At 48.0% G+C, this 12,836-nt stretch carries 10 protein-coding genes; 8 read left to right on the top strand and 2 right to left on the bottom strand.

Going from position 1 to position 12,836, the window contains the following annotated elements:
* The first annotated feature begins 44 nt into the window (after nucleotides 1-44).
* The 8 genes from fdrA to ileS all read left to right on the top strand — a co-directional run bounded on the left by fdrA (nucleotide 45) and on the right by ileS (nucleotide 11,104).
* Entirely contained in the window at nucleotides 45-1,577 is a 1,533-nt protein-coding gene (gene fdrA, locus V513_RS01040; protein WP_099771313.1) for an acyl-CoA synthetase FdrA, read from the top strand.
* 2 nt (nucleotides 1,578-1,579) lie between these two features.
* Nucleotides 1,580-1,759, top strand: a complete 180-nt coding sequence (locus V513_RS01035) for a hypothetical protein (RefSeq protein WP_099771312.1) — start codon at nucleotides 1,580-1,582, stop codon at nucleotides 1,757-1,759.
* Complete coding sequence (locus V513_RS01030) at nucleotides 1,743-3,008, top strand: DUF1116 domain-containing protein (RefSeq protein ID WP_099771311.1); 1,266 nt, start codon at nucleotides 1,743-1,745, stop codon at nucleotides 3,006-3,008. The genes V513_RS01035 and V513_RS01030 overlap by 17 nt, the downstream gene beginning before the upstream one ends.
* A 12-nt stretch (nucleotides 3,009-3,020) precedes the next feature.
* Nucleotides 3,021-3,812 carry a cyclase family protein gene (locus V513_RS01025; RefSeq protein ID WP_099771310.1) on the top strand — a complete coding sequence of 264 codons (792 nt, stop codon included), beginning with the start codon at nucleotides 3,021-3,023 and terminating at the stop codon, nucleotides 3,810-3,812.
* A gap of 27 nt (nucleotides 3,813-3,839) precedes the next feature.
* Entirely contained in the window at nucleotides 3,840-4,715 is an 876-nt protein-coding gene (locus V513_RS01020; protein WP_099771309.1) for an FAD binding domain-containing protein, read from the top strand.
* Nucleotides 4,712-5,215, top strand: coding sequence for a (2Fe-2S)-binding protein (locus V513_RS01015; protein ID WP_006486709.1), 504 nt, complete (start codon nucleotides 4,712-4,714; stop codon nucleotides 5,213-5,215). The genes V513_RS01020 and V513_RS01015 overlap by 4 nt, the downstream gene beginning before the upstream one ends.
* Nucleotides 5,202-7,616: a xanthine dehydrogenase family protein molybdopterin-binding subunit gene (locus tag V513_RS01010; protein ID WP_099771308.1), complete on the top strand. Its 2,415-nt coding sequence runs from the start codon at nucleotides 5,202-5,204 to the stop codon at nucleotides 7,614-7,616. Before V513_RS01015 ends, V513_RS01010 begins: the two co-directional genes overlap by 14 nt.
* A 344-nt stretch (nucleotides 7,617-7,960) precedes the next feature.
* Complete coding sequence (gene ileS, locus V513_RS01005; RefSeq protein WP_099771307.1) at nucleotides 7,961-11,104, top strand: isoleucine--tRNA ligase; 3,144 nt, start codon at nucleotides 7,961-7,963, stop codon at nucleotides 11,102-11,104.
* A 57-nt stretch (nucleotides 11,105-11,161) separates the two neighbouring features.
* Here ileS and V513_RS01000 read toward each other — a convergent pair whose 3' ends face one another.
* On the bottom strand, nucleotides 11,162-11,953 hold the full coding sequence (locus V513_RS01000) for a family 1 encapsulin nanocompartment shell protein (RefSeq protein ID WP_099771306.1): 792 nt from the start codon (nucleotides 11,951-11,953) through the stop codon (nucleotides 11,162-11,164).
* A gap of 15 nt (nucleotides 11,954-11,968) precedes the next feature.
* Nucleotides 11,969-12,301 (bottom strand): encapsulin-associated ferritin-like protein, encoded by a 333-nt coding sequence (locus tag V513_RS00995; protein WP_099771305.1) that lies wholly within the window; start codon nucleotides 12,299-12,301, stop codon nucleotides 11,969-11,971.
* Nucleotides 12,302-12,836 lie beyond the last annotated feature (535 nt).

The following is a 12,836-nucleotide window of genomic DNA, read 5'->3' as shown; positions in this document are numbered from 1 at the left end:
AGTGATAATTACTAGAACTGCCGATATCGTTTCTGGAGGTTCATATGAAGAAAATCGAGGTCGTTAGAGGCGAATACTACGATAGCGTAACGTTGATGCTCGTGGCCAAGGAAATTAAGAGAATTAATGGCGTCGTAGATGCTGTACTGAACATGGCGACGGAGGCGAACATTGACATTATGAAAGCTGCCGGCTTTGAAATCGAGGCGGGGTCCCTTTCTCCGGATGACCTGTTAATCGGAATCGACTACAGAAAAGACGAAATAGATAGGATCTTCGAAACGGCCCGTTCATATCTCGAATCTCCGCCTTGGAAGAAGAAAGAAGATGACACCGAGTATACTCCCGGAACGCTTGAAGGTGCTCTCACTGTGTTGAGAGACGCCAATCTTGCCTTGATATCGCTTCCCGGAAGATTCGCGGCAGCCGAGGCGATGAAGGCTCTCAAGAACGGCTTGAACGTAATGCTTTACTCAGACAACGTCACGACTGAAGATGAGATAAAGCTGAAGCAGTACGCTGACAGGAACGACCTGATCGTCATGGGACCGGACTGTGGCACGGCGGTCATCAATGGAAAGGGCCTTGGCTTTTCAAATGTGTGTCTAGAGGGTCCTGTTGGAATCGTTGCGGCTTCTGGTACCGGCCTTCAGGAAGTAATGGTGCAGCTCAATAGGCGCGGCATCGGTGTTAAGCATGGGATCGGAACGGGAGGCAGAGACGTTAAGAAATCCGTCGGAGGGATATCTTTCCTGAAAGGAATACGAGAACTCTCTGATGATCCAGACATCTCTCTGATTGTTGCGGTTGGAAAACCGCCCGATCCGGAGGTTAAAGAGAGGATTTTAAACTCTTTGAAGAAGACTGGAAAGGACTGTGTTATTTGCTTTATGGGGGATGATTGCGGGAAAGACGAAGATAGAGTGCATTATTCGGCAGAGCTCGAGGAATGTGCCGTCGTTGCAGAGGCGATTCTTAATGGCAAAGAGGTGTCAGCTGCGAGGGACAAGTTGAGAGCCGAGTACGCTGGCCTTTCAGGCTGGAGGCCTATTGAAGAGGTTCAGGGGAAATATGTCAGGGGCCTTTTCACCGGTGGTACTCTCTGCTACGAAGCCCAGTACATCGCACAGTCTTACATCAACCCTATTTACAGCAATGCGCCTCTAAGGAAGGAATTCAAGCTAGAGAACAGCCTGAAACCCATAGGACATTCGTTCATAGATTACGGAGAGGACGAGTTCACTCAGGGGAGACTGCATCCCATGATAGATCCTTCATTCAGGGCCGAGCAGCTTAAGGAGCAGTCGGAAGACAATTCGGTGGCTGTTGTTCTCTTTGATGTAGTCCTCGGATATGGGTGCGCAGAAAACCCATCTCAAGAGGTGATAGAGGCTATCAGGGCGGTAAATAGAGAAAGGAAGCCGGTTTACGTGGCTTATGTTTGCGGTACAGCGGGAGATCCTCAAGACCTAGCGAAACAGATTTCTCTCTTGGAAGATGCAGGTGTCATAGTCTGTGAGAGTAACGCCAGGGCTGCGCTTCTGGCCTCGAGTCTCATTTCAAGAAGGGAGCGATAATCTTGTCGTTGAAAGATCTGCTAAACAGTGGTCCAAAAGTAATAAACCTTGGGATGGAGAGATTCTATCTCGATCTTCTGGCACAAAAGATTCCAGCGGTGAAAGTCAATTGGAGACCTCCCCTTGCTAGGAGCTCGTTGATGGATAGATTGAGGAAACTGAGAGGTGAAGAGGTTGAATGACATCGATAAGGCGAATTCCATAGCGTTTGAAAAGCTTCTGAAGGCCGAACCCCAGATTGTTGATCTCGGAATGGCCAAAGATGCTATTCCGAATTTTGGAGAAAAAATGATACTTCATGCCGGTCCGCCCATAACTTGGGAGAGGATGTCGGGCCCTATGATTGGTGCCGTAACAGGCGCAATTCTCTACGAAGGCTGGGCGGAAACTCCGGAAAAGGCGAGAGAGTTGGCTTCGAAAGGAGAAATCACTTTTGAACCCTGCCATCACCACAACTCGGTCGGCCCTATGGCAGGAATAATATCTCCTAACCTGCCGGTATGGGTAGTTGAAGAAAAGAATTCGGGAAGGAGAAGCTATGCGACTCTTAACGAGGGCCTCGGAAAGGTCTTGCGAATGGGTGCCTTCAGCGAAGAGGTCATAGAAAGACTGAACTGGATGCGTGAGGTTCTTTATCCAGTGTTGAGAAATGGAGTACGAAAATACGTCGAAGATAATGGTGGCCTTAATCTTAAGAGTTTGATCTCCCAGTCCCTCCACATGGGAGATGAACTCCATAATCGCAACAGGGCAGCCACTTCACTTCTGATTAGAACACTTGTTCCTTCTTTGATAGACGCGGAACGGGGTAATCAAAACCTCTCCAGGGTTGTGAAATTTATGGCAGGCAATGATCACTTCTTCTTGAATCCTGGAATGGCCGCGGCAAAGGCCGCACTTGACAGCGTCGGTTATGTAGAGGGTTCCAGCATGATTACAATCATGGCTCGAAACGGCACCGACTTCGGAATACAGATTGCCGGAATAGAGAACGAGTGGTTTACCTGTCAGGCGGCTTTGCCCGATGTCCTGCTATTTCCTGGTTTCACGAAAGACGATGTAAATCGGGACATAGGAGACAGCGCAATTATGGAGACTTACGGAGTTGGCGGATTTGCATTGGCCGCAGCGCCTGCGATCGTTCAGTTCGTCGGAGGTACCCCTCAAGACGCGGTTAACTACACGAAGGAAATGTATGAGATCTGTGTGGGAGAAAACAAGCACTTCACGATTCCCGCACTGAACTTTCGCGGAACTCCTACGGGAATTGATTTGATCAAAGTCGTGGAAACGGGCATCACTCCGATCCTAGATACTGGCGCGGCTCACAAAGAGGCCGGCAAAGGACAGGTCGGAGCGGGAATAGTGAGGATGCCGTCTGAAGCCTTTGTCAAGGCAGCTGAAGCATTCGTTGAGAAATATTCCAAATAGAGGAGGTAGTTTATGGTACCGAAGAACTGGGACAAGATTAGGATTTACGAGTTATCGCAACCGATCAGCCACCTAACACCACCATGGCCAACCTATGAGCCCCTACAGATAAAGTTTTTCAAGAGGCTTGCCCCAAACGGTGCAAACGGACAGCTTCTAACCCATTCCAACCATGTTGGGACTCATCTGGACGGGTCGTTGCATTTCTGCACTCACGGGAGAGACATCGCGAGCATACCTCTCAATGAACTTGTTGCGCCCGGAGTAATAGTTGATCTTTCGGATATCGCAGAAGACTATGGAATCTACACTTCCAAGGACATCGAAGAGAGAGTAGAGGTGAAAGAAGGCGATATTCTCATTATCAACACTGGATACCACAAATATGCTTACGATCAGCCCGAGGCCGACGAAGTAAGATACATGATAAAACACCCCGGACCAACCAGGGAATTCGCAGAGTGGTGCAAAATGAAGAAGATCAAGTGGATAGGTGTCGACTGTGGTTCGGCCGACCATCCAATGAACACGAAGATTCGTGACTGGATGCCGGTTCAGGCAAAAGAGTGCGATCGCTATATGCATGAGAAATACGGGAAGTCACTCGAAGAGATCTTTCCTGACGAAGACTACCAGTTGATGCATGTTCTTCTCTTCCCATATGACATTATTCACGCAGAAAACGTCGGCGGAGAGATAGACAAGATACTTAACAAAAGAATGGTAATAGGTTGCTTCCCCTGGCGGTTCGTCGGCGGAGAGTCGTGTATAAGCAGAATTGTAGCTTTCGACGAAGAGGAATAAATCTTATTGAAAGTGTGGCGATAGCGAATGCGTGACTTCGTTCTAGAAAGACCCCGCTCGATTTCGGAGGTACTGGACGCGCTTCGACGCCATGGGAATAAGGCCATGGTTAAGAGCGGCGGCACTGACGTTATTGTATGGCTGCATAAGTCCATTAAGGAACCCGACTATATCGTTGACTTGACGGCTGTGGAGCAACTCAAAGGAATAGTTGTGAACGAGGACAACGTTGAAGTGAAAGCGCTGGTAACTCTCAACGAAGTTATCGGAGACGATTCATTGAATCGTTACTTCCCAGCTTTGGTTCAGGCATGCAAGGCACACTCGGATCCACTTATAAGGAATCGTGCCACAGTTGTCGGAAATGTCTGTGCCGCAGTCCCTTCAGGAGATATGATCGCACCTCTGGTTTGCTATGACGCGAGAGTCGAGATCACGGGACCGAACGGCAGTCGAAAGGTTCCGGTGTCGGAGTTTATTACTGGACCAAAGAGAACCTCTCTTGGAACCGATGAGATCGTCACAGGAATAAGGATCGTTCTTCCAGTAGTGGAGACCAGCGGCTGTTACCTCAAAGCAATAAGAAGAGAGGCTCTAGATATCGCTCAGGCTGCCGTCTGTTGCACGCTCTTCAAGGGTGATAACAGAGAGTTCAGAATTGCTTTCTGCGCCGTTTCTGCTAGACCCCTTAGAGCGACTGAGGCTGAAAAGCTGCTTAACTCCTGCAGCAATGTAGATGACGAGGTAATAGACCAAGCTGCAGAATTAGCGGCCGATGCTGTCGATCCCATCACGGATGTGAGAGCCTCCAGAGAATACAGGGTCGAGATGATTGCCGAACTGACGAGAAGAGCGATCTCTCGTTGTCTTGAAAGACCTGCGGGAGAAGGTGTTCACAAATGAAGGACAAGCGCGTAACAATTACGCTCAACGGCCGTAAGACAACTCTGGTTGTTGAAGATAGAACGACACTTCTAAATGCCCTAAGAGAGCAAGGCGTTACCAGTCTCAAGAGGGGTTGTGAAGAGGGAGAATGTGGAGCCTGTACTTTGATAATGAATGGCCTTCCCCAGAAGTCCTGCCTTATTCTTGCCAGAGAAGCCGAGGGTGCAGACATTCTCACCGTCGAAGGACTTGTGAAGAAAGGAAGACTACATCCAATTCAGCAGGCCTTCATCGATGAAGGCGCCATCCAGTGTGGATACTGCACTCCCGGAATGGTAATGACTACTTACGCACTGCTGAAGAAAAATCCTTCTCCTTCAGATGAAGAGATTAGGGAAGCCCTCTCGGGAAACATTTGCAGGTGCACGGGTTACCTTGCAATCATCAGAGCGGTCAAAAAGAGCGCCGCGATTCTTTCTGGAAATAACGGAGGAGGTGGGACGCGTGAAGACTATTAAGACGAAGACTGGAATAGGGAAATGGCTGCCGAGGAAGTATGACCTGGAAAAGGCCGAAGGTTCACTTCAGTTTGCCGACGACCTGAGGTTCGGCTCCGAACTACTTCACGCAGCGGTTGTCCGTTCCTCTGTGGCTCATGGAGAGATCCTGAACGTCGATGACTCGGAAGCTCTGAAAATTCCTGGAGTGTTGAAGGTCCTTTTAGGAGAGGATTTCCCCCATCACTTTGGACTATATTTGAAGGACAGAACCCCCATGGCCATTGGAAGAGCGAGATATGTTGGAGAACCGGTCGCTCTTGTAGTTGCCGAGACGGAAGAGGCAGCTGCAGAAGCAGCGAGAAAAGTCAAAGTAACTTACAGTGAACTCGAAGCGATCTTTGACCCCGTGAAGGCAGCGACGAACAATTCAGTATTGGTTCATCCGGATCTTCATAAGTATGAGCATGTTGATTTCATAACACCTCAGCCAAACACCAATATTGCAAACTGGTTCAGAATTAGAAAAGGGGACACGGAGGCAGCATTCAAGAATTCTGCTCATGTCTTCGAGGAGACAATAACCTGCCCTCAGATCGCTCACGGTTTCATTGAAACTTTCTGTACGATATGCAAACAGGATCCTGGGTCTGGAGAGATCACTATCTGGACAAGCGCGCAGTCTCCTTTCACAGTGAGGGACATTATTGCCAAAGGTATTAATTATCCTCTTCATAAGATTCGAGTGATTGCTCCTCCGATAGGCGGAGGCTTTGGCGGAAAGGCAGGAATGACAGTCGAGGCTCTCTGTCTCGCCGCCGCGATGGACGAAGACATCAAAGGAAGACCTGTGAAACTCTTCATTCCAAGAGAAGAGGTTATGTTGAGCTCATGGGTTCGACAGGGTTTCGTTGCAAGAATCGAAATGGCCGTAAGCGACGATGGATTAATGCAGGGAATCCGTAACACGTTCTGGTTCGATACTGGAATATCGGCCGAATATGGTGCAAATCCAGTTAGGAGCGCCGGGTACACTTCAATGGGAGCATACAACATTCCCAACGTCTGGGCAGACTGTTATGCGGTTTACACAAACAAACCCTTTGGGGGAGCGTATAGGGGCTTTGGTTTGCCGGAGCTTATGAGTGCTCTGGAAGTGGTTGTGGATATCGTTGCCCACAAGCTCAAAATCGATCCGGTCGAGTTCAGAAAGAAGAACCTAATCAAGAAGGGTCAGACAACTTGTACGGGGATGCCGATGCACGATCACGCTCTTGAGAAGATCGTAGACAAAGTGGTAGAGAAGATGGATTTGCACAAAGAAGAGCCGGCGACAAGGAAGGGATGGAAGAGAGGAAAGGGGATCGCGCTGGCAATAAAAGCGCCTGCGATTCCTGCCGACGCCTCTTCGTCCGCTATTGTCAAGCTAAACGGAGACGGGACCGTAGAAGTGCTGGCTGCGACGATGGATATGGGGCAGGGTACTTACAGCGCCTTTGCACAGATCGTCTCTGAAGAACTTGGGATTCCTTACGACTGGATCAAAGTATATTATCCAGATACTCAGAGTCACCCTTATGACTGGCAGACGGTTGCTAGCAGATCCTGTTGGTCAATGGGAATGGCTGTGAAAAGAGCTGCCAGCGAATTGAGTGAGAAGCTCCTCGCACTGTTTGCAGAGTATTGGCAGACACCGGTCGAAACAATAAGCATAGAGTACGGAGTCGTCAAGTGTCACAAACTTGGCAAGAGTGAAAGGATAGACGAACGAGTTCAGAATGGTTTCAAGATGCCCGATGGTATTCTAAAAGGGGGCCCGATTATCGGCACCGGTTCGTTCACACCGCCGGATCTGATCTATCCCGACCCCGATACGGGGCAGTCCTCAAAGGTAGTTGCCCATTTCACCCTTGGCGCAGTCGGGATAGATATTGAGGTCGATCCCGGCACAGGAAGGATACTTGTAAACAAAGTCTGCGCGGGTTACGATGTTGGCAAGGCAATAACCCCGATAAACATAAAGGGTCAAATAGAAGGCGGTACCGTTCAGGGTCTTTCTGCATGCCTTATGGAAGGCTTGTCGTATGACGAGCGTGGCAGACTGCTCAATCCCGATTTCACGGACTACAAAATCGCCACGATAATGGATGCTCCTACAGAGATCGAGTCTTTCTGGGAAGAGGTACCTGAAGAGATTTCTCCTTACGGGAACCGGGGTGTTGGAGAGCATTCGATGATCGCTCCGGCTCCGGCACTTAATAACGCGCTGTTCAAAGCGACGGGCATGAGGATCCACAGTTATCCCCTCAGCAGAGAGAGAGTCTACAAAGCTTTGAAAGCAAAGGAAAAGGGAGAGACCGATTTCTGGGAATGGCCCTATGAAATGGATCTTGCATATATGCGTGCGAAGAAGGATTGGTGAAGAAGCCAGCGATTATAATTTTGCTGTCAGAAAGAGGAACAAATTCTGTCAATTTCACTGGGTGTAACTCCCGTCAGCGGGTTTCTTTGCTTGACAAGTCTCTAATGTGATGTATCATATTATCTATAAGTGACAGATACATTTGAGAAGGAGAAGAGCTAGTGCTGAAGACAACTTCGGAACCGGGGATTACAGATTAGAGCGCTCTTCAGGGACAGACAGACTGTCCTTTTTCTTCACTCGCACGCTTCATGTTATTTTTTCCTTAAAGCAAATATTGTCGAAAACATTCATAATTAGACTATATGATCTGACGAATACTTCAAGACAGGAGGAAACAAAGTATGCCAAGGTTTGAAGATGTAGACCTCAAACGTCCTGCAGCAGAGAGAGAAGAAGAGATACTCTCCTATTGGCGGAAAGATGATCTTGCAACTAGAAGTGTAACGGAAAGGGAAGGAAGCCCCGAGTTTGTTTTCTTCGAGGGTCCCCCGACTGCCAATGGTATGCCTGGAATTCATCATGTTATATCAAGAACGTTGAAAGATGCGGTCTGCCGTTTCAAGACCATGCAGGGGTACCAGGTGAAGCGAAAGGCAGGCTGGGATACTCATGGTCTCCCCGTGGAAATCGAAGTTGAAAAGCAGCTGGGCTTTTCTTCTAAGCAGGAGATAGAAGACTTTGGCATAGAGAAATTCAATCAGAAGTGTAAGGAATCTGTATGGAAGTACGAAAGCCAGTGGAAGAAATTGACTGAACGCATAGCTTACTGGATCGATATGGAACATCCATATATCACCATGGAGAATGATTACATCGAATCGGTCTGGTGGATTCTCAAGCAATATTTCGATAAAGGCTATATCTACGAAGGTCACAAAATTATGCCTTACTGCCCGAGGTGTGGAACCCCGCTCGCCTCTCACGAGGTAGCTCAGGGCTACAAGGATGAGACCATTGATTCAATATATGTCAAATTCCGCCTTAAAGGCAAGAACAACGAATACTTCATTGTTTGGACTACGACTCCATGGACACTTCCATCAAACGTCGCTCTTGCGGTAAATCCTGAGTTTAACTATGTCAAGGTCGAAGTAAAAGTAGACGGAGGTGAGGTCGAATACTACTACCTTGTTAAGGAAAGGCTGAACGCGCTTCTTGGCGAAGAGAGCAATTACAGAATAGTCCAAGAACTCAAGGGTATGGACCTTGTAAATCTTGAATACGAGCAGCTAATACCCTTTGCAAAAGTAGATAAGAAGGCCTTCTACGTAGTATATGGCGACTTCGTTTCGCTCGAGGATGGTTCCGGCATCGTCCATATGGCCCCCGCTTTTGGAGAGGACGACAACATCCTGGGAAGGAAATTCGGTCTTCCCTTACTTCAGCTTGTCGATAAAGAAGGGAAGATTACCGAAGAGGTTACTCCGTGGGCTGGAATGTTTGTAAGAGATGCCGATCCTTTGATCACCCGATACTTGAAAGACAGGAATCTCTTGTTCAAAAAGGAGCGTCTCACTCACTCTTATCCATTCTGTTGGAGATGCGACACTCCGCTTCTCTATTACGCAAGAAAATCGTGGTACATAAAGACCACCGAATATAGAGACAAAATGATAGAAGTGAACAACTCCGTCAACTGGTATCCAAAATTTGTCGGAGAGGGGCGCTTTGGAAACTGGCTCGAGAACATGGTCGACTGGGCCCTCTCAAGAGACAGATATTGGGGAACGCCTCTAAATGTATGGAAGTGCGACGAATGTGGGAGACTGACAGCGGTAGGCTCTAGAAAGGAACTAGTCGAGAGAGCGATAGAAGACATTTCGGAAGATATAGAGCTTCATCGGCCGTATGTTGATGACGTTCATCTGAGATGTGAATGCGGGGGCAGGATGACGAGAACCCCGGAGGTCATAGACTGCTGGTTTGACTCTGGCGCAATGCCAGTCGCACAGCATCACTACCCGTTTGAAAACAAAGACAATTTTATGGGCGATCTTTTCCCGGCTGACTTCATCTGTGAAGGAATTGATCAGACCAGAGGTTGGTTCTATTCTCTCATGTCGATTTCGACCTTCCTTTTTGGGCAGTCACCGTACAAGAACGTTCTGGTCAACAATCTCGTTCTCGATAAGAACGGGCAGAAAATGTCAAAGTCCAAAGGCAACACGGTCGATCCCTGGAAAATCATAGAGAAATACGGCGCCGATACGTTGAGATGGTATCTACTTGCAGTCTCGCCACCGTGGGTGCCAACCAAGTTCGACGAAGAGGGCGTAAAAGATACGTTCAGTAAGTTCTTTGGAACGCTTCACAGCGTCTTCTCATTCTTTACAATGTATGCAAATGTGGACAACGTCGACCCGGGAGAATTTGATCTTCCCGTTTCCGAAAGAGAAGAAGTGGACAGATGGATAATATCCAGACTCAACACTCTCGTGAGAGAGGTAACAGATCTTCTTAACCACTATGATATGACGAAATCTGTGAGGGCCATTCAAGATTTCGTGGTTGAAGAGGTTTCAAACTGGTATGTCAGAAGAACACGGGACAGATATTGGACGAGCGAACTGGACAACAGTAAGAAGGCAGCTTATCTAACCCTGTACGAAGTTCTTCTTACAGTAGCCAAACTTATGGCTCCAATCGCTCCTTTCACCGCCGAGGAGATTTTCAGGAACCTTACGCATAAAGAGAAGGAATCGGTCCATCTTGAGTTCTATCCTGTTGCCGACGAGAGCTTGATAGAGCCCGATCTCGAAAAGAGAATGGCTGCTGTCATGGATATCGTAACCCTGGGCAGGGCATGCAGAAACAAGGTGCAAATCAAGGTGAGGCAACCACTTCCGAAGATTCTCGTTGACGGGCGGATAAAGAAGATCGTTGAATCGATGCGCGAGTTGATTCTGGAAGAGATCAACGTCAAGAACATCGAGTATATTGAAGAGCTCGGAGACTACGTCAATTACGAGGTAAAGCCAAATTTCAGGGTTATGGGCCCCAAGTTCGGTAAAGATCTGAAAGCGATCGGAAATGTCCTAAGGTCTATGAAGCCGGCCGATGTCGTTGCCAGGGTCAAGCATGAAGGAAAGATCTCGATCGAGGCAGAGGGTAAGTCTTTCGAACTCACCGAAGAAGATCTCGACATAAGAATCCAGGAACTTGAAGGTTTCACCTTCGAAATGAGCAATGAAAACTTTGTCATACTTGATACCGAGCTCACTCCGGAGCTTCTTCAAGAAGGGCTCGCAAGAGAGATGGTATCAAAGATTCAGACAATGCGAAAGGAAGCGGATTTTGAGATAACAGACAGAATCAATGTCTCCTTCTCTGGCCCGAGGGAAGTAGTTGATGCAATCGATACTTACAGAGAATACATAAAAGAAGAAACACTCTCCAATGCCGTTGTCTTTGAAGAAAGTCTCGACTCTGGGACAGAGTGGAACTTGAATGGTTATGACACTTTGATTAGAGTTCAAAGAGTTTGATGCGATATGAGAAACCGGGAGCAGATGCTCCCGGTTTTTCTTTTATGCAGAATTTATTCAGACTGTCAATTTAACAATGATCGCCGGATTGAGAACCCTGAAGGTGAATGATTCCGATATGAAGAGCTCGACTTCTTCATCAGTATGACTCTGATAACCTATTTCGAAGTCTCCGCCGATAACCATTTCAAGTTCTTCATGATCCTTCGGAAGAAGCAGTGCGTCCTTCACGACTCTGCTGACAACAATATCCGTGCCGAGGAAGGACTCAATTCGCTTCACAAGCGGGTATCCGGAAACATGAGAATTGAGAATGGCCATTGTTTCGGGATTGACGATGAGAGCGAACGATCCATCCACGAAATTGTCCTTCAAAACCTGAGCAGCCTTCGAAAGTGATTCGATGATTTCGTTCGGCTTTGAACCCAGAGGAATCGGTTTGTTTTCGACCGACTCTACGATTCCTTTGACGGTCGCCTTTTCATAGCCATTGTAGATTACATTTTCCTCGAAGAGCGCTATCTGTTTTGCCGCTTCTTCAAGCGGTCCCAGATCGGAATCCTTTGCGCCTCTCTCTATATCGTCCATCTCCCAGCGGACCAGCCTGAAGGGAACTCTCACCTCTAAAAGGGGCTTCGCCTTTCTAAGACCTACACCGACCTCTCCTTCTTTTTCGAGAATCTTGACCCTTCCTTCCGGAACGAAAGAATACTCCCAACCCTTTGGGCCAACTACACTAACCACTTTTCTTGCGGAGAGATAGCTCTTCAGAACATGCTTTGCTCTTTCATTTATTTCTTCCCACGCCTCGCTCGTCAATGGGGCTAGTTGTCTTTTGAAAAGATCCATTCAAATCCCTCCCTATTACATCTTTCCGATGTTCAGACCGCTGTTTTCCGATCCCGCTCCGGCTTCCTCAACTTCGGTGATTGGTGCCTTCGTGAACAGATATGTTTTAAGCTCGTCATCCCAACCGTCCATATTTCTACGGAGCCATTCGAGAGTCATGGAGGCATGCTCGATCTCCTCGTCCCTGTTATGCGCCATTACAGCCTTCAGTTCGGCATCTTCAGTTACATCCACTCTCTGGTTGTACCAGTCTACGGCCTCAATCTCTTCCTTAAGGCTGTTGAGAGCTCTGGAAATGTCCTTTGCCTTTTCGCTTAGCTGGTCAACCGATTCATGATAACTGCTCATATACATTCCTCCTCGTAATTTGATGTGTTTTCCATACTTCGTAACTATTTTATCACATTTAAAATTGTAACATGTAGAAAGCTCGAAAGGCGCCAAAATGAGAGGTGTGGCGTCACATTGAGAGGTGCAGATTCGCAAAAGGATGTGTCGTTTTGCAGTTTAAAAAGCTGTCCTTGGTCCTTCCAAGAGCAAGGACCCGCCCTCCGAGAAGAACGGTTCTTCGTTCCGACGCTACGCGTCCAGGTTGTTCGTTCTTAGAACCCGATCCCGAAACAAGTTCGGGATGACTAAGCGAGAGGCATTTCAGGGCATGCTCCGTGGAATGACAACGAATGCTTATTCCGAAAACGTCTAAATCGGTCATCCCGAACTTGTTTCGGGATCTGGTGCGCCCGGCATGATACACAACTATAGGGTGAAAGACCCGAATGCGGGGAGTCAAAGAAGCATTAGCCAGAGGCAAGGGTGTCACTGGTAACGGTGAATCTGAAGGAAGCCCGAGGCAAAGTCCGGAACTGAACGAAAGTGAACCAGG

The organism is Mesotoga sp. H07.pep.5.3 (assembly GCF_002752615.1).
In the GTDB taxonomy this organism is placed as follows: domain Bacteria; phylum Thermotogota; class Thermotogae; order Petrotogales; family Kosmotogaceae; genus Mesotoga; species Mesotoga prima.
The sequence above is the reverse complement of the archived record's forward strand: the minus strand, read 5'-3'. Positions and strand labels throughout refer to the sequence as shown.

Bases quoted from the DNA above. Each gene is read 5' to 3' on its own strand.
- ileS (WP_099771307.1), top strand. From the start codon at position 7,961: ATGCCAAGGTTTGAAGATGTAGACCTCAAACGTCCTGCAGCAGAGAGA.
- V513_RS01020 (WP_099771309.1), top strand. From the start codon at position 3,840: ATGCGTGACTTCGTTCTAGAAAGACCCCGCTCGATTTCGGAGGTACTG.
- V513_RS01025 (WP_099771310.1), top strand. From the start codon at position 3,021: ATGGTACCGAAGAACTGGGACAAGATTAGGATTTACGAGTTATCGCAA.
- V513_RS00995 (WP_099771305.1), bottom strand. From the start codon at position 12,301: ATGAGCAGTTATCATGAATCGGTTGACCAGCTAAGCGAAAAGGCAAAG.
- fdrA (WP_099771313.1), top strand. From the start codon at position 45: ATGAAGAAAATCGAGGTCGTTAGAGGCGAATACTACGATAGCGTAACG.
- V513_RS01015 (WP_006486709.1), top strand. From the start codon at position 4,712: ATGAAGGACAAGCGCGTAACAATTACGCTCAACGGCCGTAAGACAACT.
- V513_RS01000 (WP_099771306.1), bottom strand. From the start codon at position 11,953: ATGGATCTTTTCAAAAGACAACTAGCCCCATTGACGAGCGAGGCGTGG.